Raw genomic sequence first — 16,239 nt, forward strand, 5'->3', positions numbered from 1 at the left:
AAACAGGATTTTCCGCGCGATTATCATTTTAGACTGATGGTTTCTTTAATTGTTTTTCCTTAATCCAGCAATACAGCACCGGAACCAAAACAAGGTTGGATAATGTAGCGGTGACCAAGCCCCCTACCGTGGGAGATGCCATCGGTTTCATTATTTCAGAGCCGGTGCCGGTGGAAAACATAACCGGCATAAGGGCTATTATGGTTGTAGCTGTGGTCATCATTGCGGGCCTTACTCTCAATAATCCCCCTTCAATAACCAAACTTCGGATGCCCTCGATCGTCTTCGGCGCTTTTTTCTTAAACAGATCTTCCAATGTTGAAAGAAGAACAACCGCGTTATCTGTAGCCACGCCAAAAAGAGCTATAAAACCGACCCATACGGCGGTTGAGAACCTGAATCCCAAAAGAAATAGAAGTATAATGCCTCCCATAAGTGATACCGGAAGGCCCGTGGACAGGATTAGCAATACGCTGAAGTTCTTAAACGCCACATAGAGAAGAATGATGATGACGGCAAGACATATTACAAGTGACGGGATTAGCTTCTTACGCGATTCCATTTCAGATTCAAACTGTCCCGACCAGGAAATAAAATATCCTGACGGCAGTTTAATATCGCCTGATTTAATTTTATTTTTTACTGCGTCCTGAGCGTTTTTTACAAAATCGACCAGCCCGACCTTGCTTTGATCGACATTGACAAAGACCCTGGCATAAGTGAGAGTATTTTCGGAATTGATGACGGCGGGCCCCGGAACTTGTTTTAACTCGGCAATTTGCGCTAAAGGAATATGCTTACCGCCCGCTGCCGGGATAAAAATCCTGTTCAGCGCCTCAGGCGTATCTCTCAATTCTCTCATATACCGTATCCGCACCGGGTAGCGCTCTCTGCCCTCTACAGTTGTGGTTAAATTCATTCCGCCAATCGCTGTCATAATGATGTGCTGAATATCGCCGACTTTAATGCCGTAGCGGGCCGCCTTTTCCCTGTCTATCTCAATTTCAAAATAAGGCCTGTTTGACGTGCGCTCGGCATATGGGCTGACAGCTCCATCCACTCCGCCTACTATTTTTTCTATTTGCGTGGCGATTTCCACGATTTTATTCAAATCCGGCCCGAAGACTTTAATGCCTACGGGTGTCTGAATACCCGTTGCCAGCATATCAATTCTGTTGCGTATTGGCTGGGTCATTATAGGGCTCACCCCGGGCATCCTTGTCTTTTCCTGGATTTCCTGAATAAGCTTTTCCCGTGTCATCCCGTTACGCCAGGACTTTTTATCCTTAAGATGGATTATCGTTTCAATCATCCCCACCGGAGCGGGATCAGTAGCGGTTTCTGCCCGGCCAAGCTTTCCCACTACCCACTCTACTTCCGGAAACTCATTTTTTATAATGATGTCCTGTTTCTTCATAACATCCATTACCTGCGTTAAGGATGCGCCGGGTAAAAACACGGGCATAAACAAAAGATCGCCTTCATTAAGCGGCGGCATAAATTCCTGTTTCATTAAAGAGCCGCATATTAATCCAGTAATCATTACCCCAATAGAAATAAGGACGATTATCCCTTTATGCTTAATAGACCATCTTATAAGAGGATTGTATCCTTTGAATAACACCTGGGCTGTTTTATTCTCTTCAACCGGCTTCAGCCTGCCCCTCAAAAAGTAATAACACAGCGTCGGTAAAAGCGCCAGCGCGATAATAGCGGCCGCCGCCATAGTAAATGTCTTTGTAAAAGCAAGGGGCCTGAAAAGTTTCCCTGCCTGTCCTGTTAAAACAAATACAGGTATAAATCCTATGATTGTGGTAAGAAGCGCGAAAAGAACCGGCTTGCCCACTTCCTGAGCGCCTTCCACGCATGTATTTAAACGTTCTTCAGTATTAAGCTTGTCTACATTCAGTTCTTTGCGCCGGGTTACAAGTCTCCTGTAAATATTCTCTACAAGAACGCAGCCGGAATCCACCATAACCCCTATGGCTATAGCAATGCCGCCTAAACTCATTATGTTCGCGTTCACTCCGAACTGCTTCATGAATATGAAAGCAATGAGAATGCCTATAGGCAGGACCAATGATATGACAACACTGCCCCAGAAGTGCAAAAGAAAGACAAGAATAACAAAGACAGTAATGATAATTTCCTGTATGAGGGCTGTTTTCAACGTGTTTATAGAACGCTGTATTAGCCCTGTCCTGTCATAAAAGGGAACGATTTTAACGCCTTCGGGCAACCCCGCGGAAAGTTCCTCTATTTTTTGTTTAACCCTTTCTATAACTTTTAAAGGGTTCTCCCCGTAACGCATAACGACAACGCCGCCGGTTACTTCCTGTCCTTCCCTGTCAAGAGCTCCTCTGCGAAATTCAGGGCCTATAATCACGGCGGCTATGTTTTTCACATATACAGGCACGCCTTCTTTCTCGCCGATAACAATGTTTTCTATATCCGAAATATTCTTAATAAAACCTAATCCCCGGATAATGAACTCGGCTCCTCCTTCTTCAAACACCTTTGCGCCGACATCTATATTGGATTTCTGGACAGCATCTATTACATGATGGAGATTAACATCATGCGCGATGAGTTTATTCGGGTCCACATCTATCTGATATTGTTTCACATACCCGCCAACCGAAGCTACTTCTGAAACCCCGTCTACCGCGGTCAACTGGTAACGGACATACCAATCTTGTATAGAACGAAGTTCGGCAAGATTGTAACCGTCGCCCTCGACTGTATACCAGAAAATTTGGCCCAGGGCTGTGGCATCCGGACCTAAAGTAACAGTAGCATCTTTGGGAACATCTTTCCGCGCGAAGTCCAGCCTCTCCAGCACACGGGTCCTGGCCCAATAAAAATCAGTGCCGTCCTCAAATATCATATTTATCAAACCGAAACCAAAGGCTGAGGTAGAACGCACCACCTTGACCCCGGGTGTGCCCATTAAGCCTATTGTCAAAGGATATATTACCTGGTCTTCTATATCCTGCGGGCTCCTGCCGGGCCAATCGGCATAGACTAAAATCTGGAGTTCTCCGATATCGGGTATCGCGTCAACAGGAGTTTCTTTCATAGATGAAAAACCCCATACGATGACAAGGGCGAAAGCTGCTATTACCAAAAATCTGTTTTTAAGACAAATCTCTATAATCTTGTTTATCATGGTAATACCTTATATTTATATTATGTTATGCTAAAAGAGATACAAAAACATCAATGCTGATGTATCGGCGGCGCTTTTGTTTCTTCTGACTCAAGCGAGCCGCCATAAGCGCTTGCCGCAATACCGGAAATCTGGCTCTGGGAATCTATAAGAAAATTCGCTTCAGTCACTACAAGCTCGCCTTCACTTACTCCCTTTATCACAGGATAAAATTTGCCTTCCTTCTCTTCAACCGCAGCGGTGGCCTCCGGCCCGATTTCAACTAATCTTCCCTCATACTCCCCGTTTTGTTTGTCTATCCAGATTATCTTACGCGTACCCGTATTGAGAACAGCGCTTTTGGGTATCGCCAAAACCAGGTGTTCGCCGCCCGGACCCATATACATATTCTGCATCACTACATCAACATACATCCGGGGTTTTAGCATTAACTCCGGATTTTCTATCTCGGCCCTGAATCTTACTGAGCGCGTCTTTGGGTCCAGCACAGGATTAACGCCGGATATAACTCCATAAAATGTCTCCCCGGGAAGGCTGGACGCGGTAACTTTTACTTTTGAACCCTTTTTAACCCAGCTTAATTCATACTCATAGACATCTCCGTAGACCCACATCTTTTTTTCAGGCATGATAAGGCCTGTTTGGATTTCCCCTGTTCGCGCAAGTTCATCTATCTGTTCATTACTCAGGCCTAAAAACTTCAGCTTTTTCTTTGAAGATTCAACTAAGTTCGCGGCCCGTTCCTTAATTTCTGAAATCTTCCCGGCCTCTATCTTCTCCGAAGCTTTCAAGCTGGAAATAAATTCTTCCTGAGCGATTGCAAGCTCGGGATCATAGGCAACAGTGCCGACAGTCCGGATTTCTTTATAGAGATGCATCTTTTTCACGGAATCTGTCTTAACACCGGCAAGCCTTGCCTGCTCTCCTTTTACCTTAACCCGGCTTACAACACCTGTTAACTTATCCGCTTCTTCCTTTGTCAACTTCTTAAGAGGCATCCCGCATACAGGGCATTTAGACATCCCTTCAATCTCCTGTATCATAAAAACATGCTCTTCCCCTTCCATTCCGCATCCGTAATATGAAGTATCCGCCTCTTCTTCTTTGAATATAGGCACTAATTTCATATTACAAATGGGGCAGTTAACCTCGCCTTTATCATATTCTTCCGGAGAGACTCTCACAGAGGGATGCATTCCGCAGGTGTAATAAAGTATTTTTTCTTCCGATGACATTTCTTTTTTCTCCCGGGACCGTTCCCCGGTCTTATTCTTACCGCAAGATACAAGAGAGAAAACAAGCGCTGTTAAAACGATGCCGACGGTTAAAGGTGTGTATTTACTGAATCCTGAGTTTAAGCGGTAAGTCATTTTTCCGGCCTCCTTACAGGTCGTTTCCAATAACCCTTTCAAGAAAAGCGATTGATTTGCGATAATCGGTTATCGCTTTATAATATGCTAATCTCGTCTGCAAAAGAATCCTTTCCGCATCGAGCCAGTTTAAGAAATCAACTTTGCCCGTCTCATAACCTGCCTTTGCCGCGTCAAAGGCCTGCTCCGACTGCGGTATCAATGCGGTTTTGTACAGCGAAATGATATCTTTATAAGTAAGTATCTTAAAATACAAATCATCCACTTCAAAAGAGACGTCATTCTCCATGTTCTCATAATTTTTCCTGGCGGCCTCTAACTGCGCTTTTTTCTCATTCACCTGAGCATTTAACTTATCAAACCATAAAGGGATATTCACGGCCACGCTTACCATCCACGCATCCTGTCCGTCGTCGGGGCTCATGGTGTACCCGTCGCCGACCTGAATATAATCGAAACCGAAATTAAAATCAGGCAGGTAATCCATCTTCGCCAAAGACCTTTCGTATTCCGCCCTTTCTATATCCATGTTCGCGGCTATCAACTCCTGTCTTGAATCCCCGGCGATTTCATGCAGAGACTGAAGGTCATACTGGAATTCCGAATAATCAACATTCGTTACTTTTCCCAGCTCCGCGCCCCGCGGCCTGTTCAGAACAGTGTTCAGCTTCGCGACCAGGCTTTTCCTGTTCTGATTCAAACGCAGTAAGTTATCTATTAACTTTGAAAGCTTAACCTGCGCCTTAATCACGTCCTGCTGGGGTGTAAAATCCGACTCATATCTTTTTTGGGCGACTTTTTCCAGGCTTTCCAATATGGCTTTCTCCTCTTCCGTTATCTGAACGGCCTTATCCACCCAGAATATGTCATAATAAACAAATTTCACGTTCTTTATCACTTCCCGCTTCGCGGCTTCATATCTTTCTTTAAATATCTCGGCCTGCTTGGACTGGGCCCTGCCTTTAAGCCCGAGTTTTCCGGGAAACGGTATTTTCTGCGATACCCCGTATTTATTTTTCTGCGGGCCCACTCTTGTCTCGACACTTTCGCCGAAATATTGATATTGCGCTACGGGATCGGGAAGGCTCTTCACCGTCCTTATCTTATACTCAGCCGCCTTCCATAAATTGTAGGATTCCTGGACGGCGGGGTTATTATCTAAAGCCTCGGTTATCAGATCCGCCATGTTTTCCGCCGCATTATCATCCGGAAATACATCTGAAACAAATAAAGCTCCGGCTGTCAATAATATGGTAAGAAACAAATATCTCATCACGCCTCCTGTAATCTCTGTCAGCGCAGGTTACGCAGTTTTTATGATATACACCGCTTTATTAATTTTACAGCTTAAGCCTGTCCGGACTTATTTTTTATGTTAGCAGGTTTATCCCCACAAGTAAAAGAGCTATCAAAACTATTTTCTTAAACGGTTCCCGGTTTATTTTTTCAAGAAGTATCCTGCCGGTTTTCACTCCGAGATAGGCGCTGAACAGCAGGAAGGGCAAAAGAATATAATATGACGGGTCATGAACAACTTTAGTGAATAAATAGGTCGGTATTCTTATTAAATCTATGACAAACGCAATCATGGCGCCCGTAGCGACATATGCCTCTTTGGGCAGATTAAAGGCGATGAGAAACGCCGATCTTATCGCTCCTCCTAACCCTATGAGGCCTGCAAGCAATCCTGATAAGCTTCCCCCGGCTATAGCAGTTACGCGATTTTGTCTGAATCTGAATTCAGGGTTCAGGAATGAATACAGCGCGAAAATTATTAAAAATACGGCTATCGCCTTTTTAAGAGCGGCGGCAGGCGCTATTGAAATCAACATAGCCCCTGCAAAAGCAAAAATGATGCTTGGGACACCGAAAAGAATAACTATTCTGAAATTTATCCTGCTCCAAAAAAATTTTACTTTAAATATGTTATTAAACAGGTGAAAACACGCAATCAGGACAACGGCCGTTTTCGCGTCCATAAACATAAGCGCCGCGGGTATCAGCAATGTTGAACTGCCGAAGCCGGCGATCGTCGCTATTACGGCCACCGCGTAAGATAACGCCAAAAACCCGGCATCTGTCAGCATTTCAGGTCTCCTTTAACCCGTATTATCTATAGAAATTAAATATGCTTCCTTATCATATCAAGAATCTTGCTTGAAGCTTCTTTATCACCTCTTATTCCCACGCGAATTTTGATCTTTGATTTATTTTTAGTTATCGGGCGCACATCTATCCATGTTTTAGAACCATCCGTATATGCGCTTATTATCTGGGTAACATTATCCCCTATCTCTATTTTGCTGATACGCATATCGAGCGACGCGAGAGCGTCTTTAGCCGCTTCCACTGTATCGTCATAAGAAGCGTTTATTTCGTCACTCAACTTTCCTGATAACCACATGGCCGTTCCGGCGCCGCCCGCGCCCGCGGCCAGCAAAGTCACACATCCGCAGATACCGGGCAATAAAGTTACCAGGGCAACCATACTTAGAATTTTTCCCGTCATTTTATTCTCCTTTTTTTTCTGTAGTATATGAACATTTATCCAATAAGCCGGCAGCCGCCTTAAGAAATTCCTGTATTGAACTTGTTTTATTGGCAATAAGGCATCCCGCGGAATCGAAATGGCCGCCGCCGTTATATTTATATGCGAGGCAGGCAACATTTATCCCGCCTTTTGACCTTAAACTGACTCTCAATAGTCCAGGACTCTTTTCCCTGAAAAGAATCGCGATTTTAACAGTCTCTATCGAAAGCATGTCGTTGGCTACGCTGTCTACGTCTTCGTCCCTGCCGCCCATTCTGGAAAAGTCCTTTTTTGTCGCTATCGACCACGCTATTTTATCATTTTTCAAAAAATGTATATTTGCCATGCACAGGCCCGAAAGCACCGCCGCCTCTTTTGTCTTTAACCAGTAAACCATTTCCGAAAGCCTGTTGTAATCCACACCGGTCAAGAGCAGCCTGTCGCACACGCGGAAAGTGAAAGGCTTGACTGACGGCAGCCTGAAGGAATTGGTCTCGACTATAATCGAAGTCAGTATGTTCCGCGCTATATTTTTTGTGATATCGATATTTAAACTTTTAAGCAGTTTGTAAATTATTTCACCCACGGCCGCGGCTTTGCCGTCTATAAGAGAAAGTGTGCCGAAGGGTTTTCTGTACATATGATGGTCTATTTCCAATATGTCTTTCGCCCTTTTAATGGCGTTGAACGGGGCGCCTACCATTTCTTTCGTATTGCAGTCCACGGTTATTGCCAGGTCAGGCGTTTCTTTCATCCTTTTTTTTATCTTATTCGCGCCGGGAAGGTTCCTGTACGCTTTGGGAATATCATCCTGCAAAAGCATATGCGCGCGCTTGCCTGTACTGTTCAGGCCCAGGCCGAAAGCAAGAAGCGAACCGATACAATCACCGTCGGGGTTTACGTGACCCGCTATGGCAATCCTGCGCGCGCTTAGTATCTTTTTTTTAATCTGTCTGAGATTTTTCATTTATAAAACAATATGGGTCCCTGTCATGGAAAATATTCAGGCCCGCTCCATTTACTACAGCCATGCATCCGCCGCAAACGGGCCTTAATGAACAGCCTTCGCATGAGGCCGGCCCCTGCCTGTAAAGTTTAGCGCTCACGGATTCATATATATCATGAATCGTTGAGGCCAGAACATTGCCTATGGGCGAAGGAAATTTACGGCAGGCATGGACTTCACCGTCAGGCAAAAGCGTCACAAAATTAAAAGCCGCGCCGCATCCATACCCCGTACAGCCGTCAAAAAGTTTGCGTTTTTTCCTGTTTAGCGCGGTATTTATAAGATTATCTTTGAAACCGATGACTTTATTTTTTTCAGCTTCATCTACATAAGCATCCAAAAAAGAAATGTATTTTTCGCGGGAAGGCAATGACAGATCAGCCCCTTTCCCGACTTGTGATAAACGGTTAAATGTAAAATGGTCTGTTTTGTCCTTAAGTATCCCGGCAAGAGGCAGAACCTGATCAATATTGTCTCCGGTAAGAGTAAGCATCACGGATGGGGAAATTTTCATTTCGCGCAGGACATCCATGAATTCCATAACTTTCCTGAAATGGCCGGGTCCGCGGATACTGTCATTATGCTCCTCTAAACCCTCCAGGCTAACCTGGAAATAAGACGGTTTGCGTATGGAACCTATTTTTTCCAATTTTTCCCGCGGGGTGGGATTCCCCAGAATAGAAGTTGAAAAACCATGATCCACGGCGGATTTATAAAGGTCGTTAAATCTGTCATACATAAAAGGGTTGCCGCCCGTAAAACACACATGCCCATCCACCTTCTTTATATCGCAGAAAGAACTCAGGTCGTCAAGTATATATATTCCCTGTTTTAACGTAAGGGGAGAGCGCTTACTCCGGTCATAACAGTGTTTGCAGTTCAGGTCGCACGCCTGTGTTATATGCCACTGCAGTGTGAAAGTTTCAGCCGTAAGATATTCTTCCGCTGAATTGGGCGTATTATAAAAATGCCCACCTTCTCTCGCTATCCCGGATTTATCCGCTATCAGAATCCCTTTCTCGGCCGAAGCCGACAGTACGTCGCGTATTAAACTCATCGAAACATTTCCGGTTTTTGCCGCCTCTTCCGGCTGCAGGTCATCCGATATTATTTTTAAAGACAATAAATCTTCTTTGAAAGCTTTTTCGATATATTCTTTCCCGTTTTCCGGACCACGCCATTTAAGCATAAACGACCCGTTATTTTTTCTTTCGATTTCAAGAGTTGAGTTTATACTATATGTTCTCATAACCACTGGTTTAAAGGGGGGCGCAACAACTATGCTTCCGGCGCCCCCCGGGTTATTCTTCTTTTTTATGTCCCGCAGGAACCTTTTCCGCAGGATGTGCTGCTTTTTTCGGTGCCGGCGTCTTTTGAGCCGCATGAACTTTTACCGCAGCTTGCAGACCCTTCTTTTTTGCATCCGCCGGACACAAGCCCTATGCCGGCTACAAGCGTGGCTAATCCCAGGCCTTTAAGGACTCTTCTTACCTTGTCTTTATTCATCCGTTGCCCCTCCTTTCCATATCTAATTTATAATTCACAACCGATTAAAATTTAGCGTTTATGCATACTTTGCCCGAACCTAAAAGAGCCAGAGAAATCAGAGCGCAGGCTATTACAAATATATATTCGATACCGCCGTTCATGAGGAAAAAACCGTTTTTGAGATGCACTTTAATACCGGCGACCAGAATCAACACAAAAAGCAGAGCGGAAGATATTCTGGTGCCCAGCCCTATAATCAAACATATGCCCCCCAACAGCTCCACACCGGAAGCCAGATAAGCCCAGAATACAGGCGGCGCAAATCCCAGTTCCCCGAGCATTTCTGAAAATCCTTTTATTCCCGGCCCCCCGAATACCCCGAAAATTTTCTGAAGGCCATGCGCGGCAAACATTATGCCTAACCCCAGACGAAGCGGAATACTTGCCCATTCAGCCATGTTAAGCTCCTTTCGCGTTTTGCTTTTTTTGAAACATATCCCTTATAATAGAAAACTTGTTTTCCCGTTCCGAGCGATACAGGCACATGCAATAATGCATAAGATAACCTAAGCGGCCGTGTATTTTTCGCCCCATTACAACACCCGGCGCCTTCCCATGCGCCATAGGAATCAGATAACCGAGATCCACGGGGCGGAATTTTTTGAGAGGCCGGTTAAGAACGCTTTTTATCACATTTCCGGCCGCTACGCGGCCCTGCCCGATAGAAAACATAACCGCCATCCTGAGCGCGGACTTCTTCCTGTCATCAAAAAAATACCCGGCATCTCCCGCCACGAAAACATTTTCAACACCGTCTTTCGCGATCCTGAGGTCTTCTTTTACTTTTATCCTCGTCCGCTCCTTCTCCGCGTCAACCGCATCTATAAAAGAAGATGTTTTAACTCCTGCCGACCATATGCAAAGCGCATTTTCAATTTTTTCGCCCGATTCCAATAAAACATCTTTGCCGTTATATTCTTTGAGAGAATCATTGCAAATAATGCTCACATTCAGGCTGTCAAGCCCGGTTCGGACTTCTTTCCTCATCCATTCGGGGACCATCGTCAATATATTATCCGCCTTTTCCAGAATATAAATCCGGCGCTTCACTTTTTCCCTTCCAAGAAAATAGTCTGCATTTGTCGCTATCTCGACACCCGTATAACCGCCCCCCGCAACAACAACATTCACTCCGGAAGGCATCTTAGCCTCCGCTCTTTTTAATAATTCGCCTCTGATTTTTACCGCGTCATTTACATTGTCCAGTTTAAAACAGCTGTTTCGGGCATTCCCGTTTTTAAAAAAATTCGTCTCTGACCCGCTTGATATAATCAGATATTCATAATCGAGCGTATTATTAACCAGATATATTTTCCCTGTTATAAAATCTACTTTTATAACTTCGTCTTTAAGCCATTCACAGCGGCGGTTGTCTGTAAGTTTTTTAAAACCGGCGCTTAACGCATCATGCCCAAGCCAGCCCCCTATTACATCCGGAAGCATCGGAAGAAATTCGAAATTCTCTTTCCTGTCTATCAGAATAACCCTGAAATCTTTCAGGGAATACTTTTTAAACCCTGACAGATACCTGAGGGCGGAAACTCCCGCAAATCCTCCGCCTATTATTACGATATTTTTTCGGGGCATGACTGATTTTATCTCCTATCCATGATAAGATATCGAAATCGTTCCGGAAATTTTTCGCCACAGTTTCCGGCAGCATGACTTTCAGATTTTCCAGAAAAATTTTTATATCCCTGAAAACCATACAAGGGACTTCGTAACGTTCCATTAAAGACACCAGTTTTTTTATGCTTCTATATTCCGGATCTCCGCTATTCAAAACAGACACAATATCTTTTTTTTCTCCGGCGGAACATTTCTCCAAAAGGTATATAAGAGGCAGTGTAACAAGGCCTTCTTTTATGTCTTTGAAAGTATCTTTGCCCTCATCCTCGCCGAAATAATCCATGTAATCATCCATTATCTGATAAACTATTCCGGTGTTAACCCCGTATTGATAAGCTTTTTCCGTTATGCTCCCGTCCAGCCCTTTTATTCCGGCGCCCAATCCGCACGCCAGGCCGAAAAGGACACCGCTTTTTTTCTCTATTATCGAGATATATTCATTTTTTGTTAAAGAGGTATCCCTGCGCCTGTAATTTTCAATCATCTCCCCCGTTAAGACTTCTCTTAAGGCATCTGTCATCTGCCTGTAAATCCACGCGTCGTCCAGCTTCGCTATCATGGAAAATGCCGTTGAGAAAAGGAAATCGCCGTAGAGCAGGCTTGTTGGAATGCCATGCCTTGTATGAAGCGCCGGTTTTCCTCTGCGCAACACGGAATTATCTAAAATATCGTCATGTATCAGCGTAGCCGCGTGCAGAAGCTCGATTGCCGTTGCTATATTCACCGATTTCTCTCCCGCATCCTGTGAAAAAGCGAAAAAAACCTTTGCCCTCAGCCTCTTGCCGGAATCCAGCATCGCATCCCGGTGTAATTCCGGGAGAAAATTCCGGCTTTCCTCTGTTATGAGAAGTATGTTCCTGTTTACCCTGTCTAATAAGTTTTTTGATTTCATGAGATTAACAACATTAAAATAATCGCTATTCCTACAAAGGAATGCTGCATTACCGTAAACCGGCTCGCCTTAATCAGCCTGTTTATATCGGAAAACCCGTTCTTCAGATTGGAGTACGCTTTTACTCCGGGGAAATATACTATCCCTATCAGGGCGGCGTAAAAAGGCAGGATACCTTTCGCTACGTTCAGGAAAATAGCCAGGAGCGACAAACAGACAACAACACCGTAAAGAATGCCGCCTCTTTTTACGCCCGTAAGAGACAAAAGGTTTTGTTTGCCGGCGCTGATATCCGATTCAAAATCAGGCACTTCATTGCATATTATGACCGCGGCTATCAGAAAAGCCACGGGAAGCGAAATGGAAAACGAACCGTAATCAAACCTTCCGCTGAACAGGTAAAAACTGCCCATGACAGTGCCCACGCCGAATAAAAGGAATATATCAAGTTCCCCCAGCCTTCTGTACGCCAGCCTTAACGGCGGCGCCGTATATTCAACAGCCAGGATCCCTCCTGCGGCCATCAATATCAGGAATACCGGATCCCGGGTCATAACGAATATAAACGCGCCGCAAACAACCGCGACGGACATAAGCAACAGGGAAAACCCGAGTATCTGCCTATCCGTAAACACACCTTCCTGTATCGCTCTCGAGCCCCCGAAAAAAGAACTGACTTTGGCGGTTCTGTTATCAGCGCCGCTCCTGTAATCGTAATAATCATTAAGAAGATTGGCGGACAGGTGCGCGGCGGCAATACCGGTTAACCCGAGAACAAACCTGGACAGCGACAGGGAAAATCCCCTGTTAACGGCATAAGCCGTTCCCACAAAAAACGGCACTATGCTGGCCGGAAGAAAATCGGCTCGGGCCGCTTTCAAAAGCTGTTTTAATTTTTCCGCCAAAATCTTTCCTTTCCCCGGCTAAAACCTAAATTTATACCGACAGGACAACGGCCCGAATCTGATGCATCCCCTGCAACAAATGTATTTTTATAAATTAGATATAAGGTTTTAATAACCTGTTCTCAAAAAATAGTAGCAAAGACAGGAAATGCTGTAAATTAGACCTTAGTCCAATAAGGGAAATCTTGCCTTTTGGACAGGTTTATCCTACACTTTTGACCGAGGCAACGGGAAAATGGCTGACATATCAAATACAGTAAATATAGAAGACATATTCCGCAAGTACAACCGCAGGATATATGCCCTCGCATTAAGCATTATAAAAGACGCGAAGGAAGCTGAAGATATCGTTCAGGACGTATTTTTGAAGATAATCAGGAAAATCGATACTTTTAAAGGTAAATCGGATATTTCCACATGGATATACAGGATAACATATAATGAAGCGCTTACTCACCTGCGGGAGAAAACGAAGCTGCGAAGCATAAACTATGCCGATGATAATCAGCATGGGATAACAAAGAACAGTGAAGGGTTATCCGTAAATTGGCCGCTGATGCCCGATGAACTAAGCGAACAGAACGAATTGAAAGAGAGCATAGACAAAGCCATAGCGCGCCTGCCCATAAAATACAGGGTTATTCTTTTGCTGAGATCCGTTGAAGGGTTTTCTGTTAAAGAGACGGCGGGAATCTTAAAAATTAAGGAAAATTCGGTTAAATCGCGCCTGCACAGGGCAAGGCTTATAATTCATAAGGAGCTTTCAAACCATATAAAAACATCCCGGCCGGAATCTCCCGAAAAAGAAGACGTGTCCTGCGATATAAACACCCGTTTTATATACGATTACATCGAAGGACATATGGACGCGACAAAAGGGAGAGCATTCAAAAAACATATAGCGGACTGCCGGGAGTGCAACGGTTTTCTGGATACATATATGAAGGCAATAGCCATCACTAACGCCTTACAGTGCGCAGACATACCCAACTCCCTGCAGGACAGGATAAAAACCTTTATAGCCCTGAACAGCTGATACCACCTCAAATCCAATTTTCCCGTAAACCTTCAGATTCATGGAACCTTTTCCATTCTCCCGCGTCTAAACTGTAAAAGAAGGGAGAGTGGTTATAATGAAAGGTAAAATAAAAAGAAGAAGGCAAAAAGAAGAAAGCGGGAATTGTTGCGGATGCGGATGCTGAATATAAATAAACTAAGGTTCGGGGGTTTGTGTATTGCGCGGGTTCTCGCGCGATATCAAACCTCCGGAATGCGGATGGCTCTCCGGTAAACGCGGTTATTTTCGCGGTTTATCTTTTATTGTTTCTTTTATTAATCCGCATGCTATGCGGTTACATCCTTTTCCTGCGGGGTCGGTAAAATAATCATCGGGCATTTCATGGATTACCAGAGAAGTCCCGGGAGCCTTTAATATCGAATTAGCGCCCGTTTTTGAAAGGGAAATCTGGTTTGTGATAAATGACATTTTGCAATTACCTTTTTTATCAACGATTATATTGGGAAGGTCTCCGGCATGGTGGCCTTTGATATTCAGGAATCCGTGTTTTTTATTGTACGGATTAAAATGTCCGCCGGCTGATTTGAAATCAGGCGCTTCGCACACAGGCTTTTCATGTATATGGAAAGCGTGCGCGCCGGGCGGAAAAGAGCTCAAATCAAGTTCTATGCCTACCGACCCGTCATCGTTATCCATAAACAATACTTCTCCCACGCTTTTTCCCTCTGTATCAATCATCCTGGCTTTCGCCTTCAACTGCCCGCCGTAAACACAGTTGTTTATTAAGAACAGCGCGCAGACAGCATAAACACATCTCCTGAGAACTCTCGCATATTTCATTTCATCCCCCATTTTTAGTTTATTCGGCGGGAACCTTCCGTCCCGTCTATAATACGCGCCATAATAAAATCATTGTCGCTGAGCCCTCCGATGGCGTGCGTGGACAGCGTAACCGTTACCTTGTTATAACTTATGCTGAAGTCAGGATGATGCCCCTGCTCTTCGGCGATAACGCTGATAATGTCCAGAAAATATTTGGCTCCGGCAAAATCTTTAAATTTAAACATCTTCCTGATTTTTTTGTTCTCAACAAGTTCCCATCCTTTAAGGCCGGCAAAAAGCTCTTTAACACGTCTTATATCAAGCGGCGGCGCGCCGGCTTCACATGGAACACAACGGGATGGCAGTTTTTCGCTCGCCGGCGCCGGCGGATTTTTTGTCACATCTTTAAGCGCCGTCAAGACGGCTTCATAATCCGGCGCGTTGGTCGCTTCTTTCACAACCTGCGCATACCGGATAATATTATTTTTATCTATAATAATCACAGCGCGGGCTAAAAGATGCAGTTCCCTGATAAGCAGTCCGTAATTAATGCCGAAAGACGAAGTCTTATAATCCGAAAGGGTTATCACTTTATTGATTTTGTTGTCCCGGCAAAACCTTTTCTGGGCAAAAGGCAAATCCTGGCTGATGCCTATTATAACGACATCATCCGACAATTCAGCCGACCTCCTGTTAAACTCCTTGACCTGCAGGTCACAGACCGGGGTATCCAGGGAAAGAAACGAGGTAATTATCTTTACAGACCCTTTGTAATCGCTTAGCTTGACTTCTTTCAGGTCAGCGTCAACAGCATAAAATTCCGGGGCAAAACCGCCTTCCCTGATTTTTCTGCCCGCCAGAGACAGCGGTTTCGACTTAAACGTTATTACCCTTTCCGGATCATTCATCTTTTACCGGTTCAAACTGTTCTTTATTAACGCCGCATTCGGGACATTTCCAGTCGGCAGGCAAATCTTTAAAAGCCGTCCCGGGCTTTACACCGTTATCCGGGTCGCCTTTTGCGGGGTCATAGATATAGCCGCAAACTTTGCACCGGTACTTTCCCGTAGATTCAACTTTTCCCAGGGGTTTTTTCGCGGGAGCTTCCGGTTTCTTCTCTGCGGCCGTTTTCCCCTCGATATTAAAACCTACTTTCAACCCGACCTGCCAGTAAGCGACGGCGCCGTCTTCTATTTCGCCTCTGATTTGCGTAATCTCAAACCAGCGGCTGTTTCGGACAGTCTTATCCGCCCGGGAAAGCGCGTTTTTAACCGCGTCTTCAACAGTGGCTTGCGAAGAACCGACCAGTTCAATCATCTTATAGGTATGATCGCTCATATAAACCCTCCT

The 16,239-nt window shown here is 44.8% G+C and carries 16 protein-coding genes and 2 pseudogenes; 1 reads left to right on the plus strand and 17 read right to left on the minus strand.

All coding sequences use genetic code 11. The features are described 5' to 3' along the window. Positions 1 to 28 precede the first annotated feature (28 nt). From M0R36_00845 to M0R36_00900, 12 genes are all read right to left on the minus strand, one after another. Positions 29 to 3,169, minus strand: a complete 3,141-nt coding sequence (locus M0R36_00845; GenBank protein MCK9554357.1) for a CusA/CzcA family heavy metal efflux RND transporter — start codon at positions 3,167 to 3,169, stop codon at positions 29 to 31. 50 nt (positions 3,170 to 3,219) lie between these two features. Further along, a complete protein-coding gene (locus M0R36_00850) occupies positions 3,220 to 4,539 on the minus strand; it encodes an efflux RND transporter periplasmic adaptor subunit (protein MCK9554358.1) in 1,320 nt (439 codons plus the stop codon). Between the two features lie 13 nt (positions 4,540 to 4,552). Continuing rightward, positions 4,553 to 5,812 carry a TolC family protein gene (locus tag M0R36_00855; GenBank protein ID MCK9554359.1) on the minus strand — a complete coding sequence of 420 codons (1,260 nt, stop codon included), beginning with the start codon at positions 5,810 to 5,812 and terminating at the stop codon, positions 4,553 to 4,555. A gap of 97 nt (positions 5,813 to 5,909) precedes the next feature. Beyond that, on the minus strand, positions 5,910 to 6,626 hold the full coding sequence (locus tag M0R36_00860; protein MCK9554360.1) for a sulfite exporter TauE/SafE family protein: 717 nt from the start codon (positions 6,624 to 6,626) through the stop codon (positions 5,910 to 5,912). A 35-nt stretch (positions 6,627 to 6,661) separates the two neighbouring features. Continuing rightward, positions 6,662 to 7,048 (minus strand): DUF3568 domain-containing protein, encoded by a 387-nt coding sequence (locus M0R36_00865; GenBank protein MCK9554361.1) that lies wholly within the window; start codon positions 7,046 to 7,048, stop codon positions 6,662 to 6,664. A 1-nt stretch (position 7,049) separates the two neighbouring features. Then, positions 7,050 to 8,036, minus strand: coding sequence for a bifunctional oligoribonuclease/PAP phosphatase NrnA (locus M0R36_00870; GenBank protein ID MCK9554362.1), 987 nt, complete (start codon positions 8,034 to 8,036; stop codon positions 7,050 to 7,052). Further along, a complete protein-coding gene (gene sbtM / locus M0R36_00875) occupies positions 8,014 to 9,324 on the minus strand; it encodes a thio(seleno)oxazole modification radical SAM maturase SbtM (protein ID MCK9554363.1) in 1,311 nt (436 codons plus the stop codon). The genes M0R36_00870 and sbtM overlap by 23 nt, the downstream gene beginning before the upstream one ends. 65 nt (positions 9,325 to 9,389) lie before the next feature. Then, positions 9,390 to 9,581 carry an SbtA family thio(seleno)oxazole RiPP natural product precursor gene (sbtA, locus tag M0R36_00880; GenBank protein ID MCK9554364.1) on the minus strand — a complete coding sequence of 64 codons (192 nt, stop codon included), beginning with the start codon at positions 9,579 to 9,581 and terminating at the stop codon, positions 9,390 to 9,392. Between the two features lie 44 nt (positions 9,582 to 9,625). Then, complete coding sequence (locus M0R36_00885) at positions 9,626 to 10,021, minus strand: DoxX family protein (protein MCK9554365.1); 396 nt, start codon at positions 10,019 to 10,021, stop codon at positions 9,626 to 9,628. A 1-nt stretch (position 10,022) separates the two neighbouring features. After that, on the minus strand, positions 10,023 to 11,210 hold the full coding sequence (locus M0R36_00890) for an FAD-dependent oxidoreductase (protein ID MCK9554366.1): 1,188 nt from the start codon (positions 11,208 to 11,210) through the stop codon (positions 10,023 to 10,025). Then, positions 11,134 to 12,144: a polyprenyl synthetase family protein gene (locus M0R36_00895; protein MCK9554367.1), complete on the minus strand. Its 1,011-nt coding sequence runs from the start codon at positions 12,142 to 12,144 to the stop codon at positions 11,134 to 11,136. Before M0R36_00895 ends, M0R36_00890 begins: the two co-directional genes overlap by 77 nt. Further along, positions 12,141 to 13,049 (minus strand): prenyltransferase, encoded by a 909-nt coding sequence (locus M0R36_00900; GenBank protein MCK9554368.1) that lies wholly within the window; start codon positions 13,047 to 13,049, stop codon positions 12,141 to 12,143. The genes M0R36_00895 and M0R36_00900 overlap by 4 nt, the downstream gene beginning before the upstream one ends. 235 nt (positions 13,050 to 13,284) lie before the next feature. Here M0R36_00900 and M0R36_00905 point away from each other — a divergent pair, with 235 nt between their 5' ends. After that, the gene (locus tag M0R36_00905; protein MCK9554369.1) at positions 13,285 to 14,085 is read left to right on the plus strand and encodes a sigma-70 family RNA polymerase sigma factor; all 801 of its coding nucleotides are present in this window, start codon (positions 13,285 to 13,287) and stop codon (positions 14,083 to 14,085) included. 261 nt (positions 14,086 to 14,346) lie between these two features. Here M0R36_00905 and M0R36_00910 read toward each other — a convergent pair whose 3' ends face one another. The 5 genes and pseudogenes from M0R36_00910 to M0R36_00930 form a co-directional block, all read right to left on the minus strand. Further along, the gene (locus M0R36_00910; GenBank protein MCK9554370.1) at positions 14,347 to 14,907 is read right to left on the minus strand and encodes a superoxide dismutase family protein; all 561 of its coding nucleotides are present in this window, start codon (positions 14,905 to 14,907) and stop codon (positions 14,347 to 14,349) included. A gap of 14 nt (positions 14,908 to 14,921) precedes the next feature. Continuing rightward, the gene (locus M0R36_00915) at positions 14,922 to 15,290 is read right to left on the minus strand and encodes a 4a-hydroxytetrahydrobiopterin dehydratase (protein MCK9554371.1); all 369 of its coding nucleotides are present in this window, start codon (positions 15,288 to 15,290) and stop codon (positions 14,922 to 14,924) included. Next, positions 15,288 to 15,797: pseudogene (gene tpx / locus M0R36_00920) on the minus strand (thiol peroxidase). Before tpx ends, M0R36_00915 begins: the two are co-directional and overlap by 3 nt. After that, entirely contained in the window at positions 15,790 to 15,975 is a 186-nt protein-coding gene (locus M0R36_00925) for a rubredoxin (protein ID MCK9554372.1), read from the minus strand. Before M0R36_00925 ends, tpx begins: the two are co-directional and overlap by 8 nt. Positions 15,976 to 16,023: 48 nt before the next feature. Next, positions 16,024 to 16,227 (minus strand): annotated as a pseudogene (locus tag M0R36_00930) (dodecin family protein). Positions 16,228 to 16,239: the final 12 nt, after the last annotated feature.

This window comes from bacterium (genome assembly GCA_023228325.1).
Lineage (GTDB): Bacteria > Auribacterota > UBA6266 > UBA6266 > UBA6266 > UBA6266.

What these genes read in the sequence shown, in the direction of transcription:
- M0R36_00845 (MCK9554357.1), bottom strand. Translation starts at nt 3,169, where the DNA reads ATGATAAACAAGATTATAGAGATTTGTCTTAAAAACAGATTTTTGGTA.
- M0R36_00850 (MCK9554358.1), bottom strand. Translation starts at nt 4,539, where the DNA reads ATGACTTACCGCTTAAACTCAGGATTCAGTAAATACACACCTTTAACC.
- M0R36_00855 (MCK9554359.1), bottom strand. Translation starts at nt 5,812, where the DNA reads ATGAGATATTTGTTTCTTACCATATTATTGACAGCCGGAGCTTTATTT.
- M0R36_00860 (MCK9554360.1), bottom strand. Translation starts at nt 6,626, where the DNA reads ATGCTGACAGATGCCGGGTTTTTGGCGTTATCTTACGCGGTGGCCGTA.
- M0R36_00865 (MCK9554361.1), bottom strand. Translation starts at nt 7,048, where the DNA reads ATGACGGGAAAAATTCTAAGTATGGTTGCCCTGGTAACTTTATTGCCC.
- M0R36_00870 (MCK9554362.1), bottom strand. Translation starts at nt 8,036, where the DNA reads ATGAAAAATCTCAGACAGATTAAAAAAAAGATACTAAGCGCGCGCAGG.
- sbtM (MCK9554363.1), bottom strand. Translation starts at nt 9,324, where the DNA reads ATGAGAACATATAGTATAAACTCAACTCTTGAAATCGAAAGAAAAAAT.
- sbtA (MCK9554364.1), bottom strand. Translation starts at nt 9,581, where the DNA reads ATGAATAAAGACAAGGTAAGAAGAGTCCTTAAAGGCCTGGGATTAGCC.
- M0R36_00885 (MCK9554365.1), bottom strand. Translation starts at nt 10,021, where the DNA reads ATGGCTGAATGGGCAAGTATTCCGCTTCGTCTGGGGTTAGGCATAATG.
- M0R36_00890 (MCK9554366.1), bottom strand. Translation starts at nt 11,210, where the DNA reads ATGCCCCGAAAAAATATCGTAATAATAGGCGGAGGATTTGCGGGAGTT.
- M0R36_00895 (MCK9554367.1), bottom strand. Translation starts at nt 12,144, where the DNA reads ATGAAATCAAAAAACTTATTAGACAGGGTAAACAGGAACATACTTCTC.
- M0R36_00905 (MCK9554369.1), top strand. Translation starts at nt 13,285, where the DNA reads ATGGCTGACATATCAAATACAGTAAATATAGAAGACATATTCCGCAAG.
- M0R36_00910 (MCK9554370.1), bottom strand. Translation starts at nt 14,907, where the DNA reads ATGAAATATGCGAGAGTTCTCAGGAGATGTGTTTATGCTGTCTGCGCG.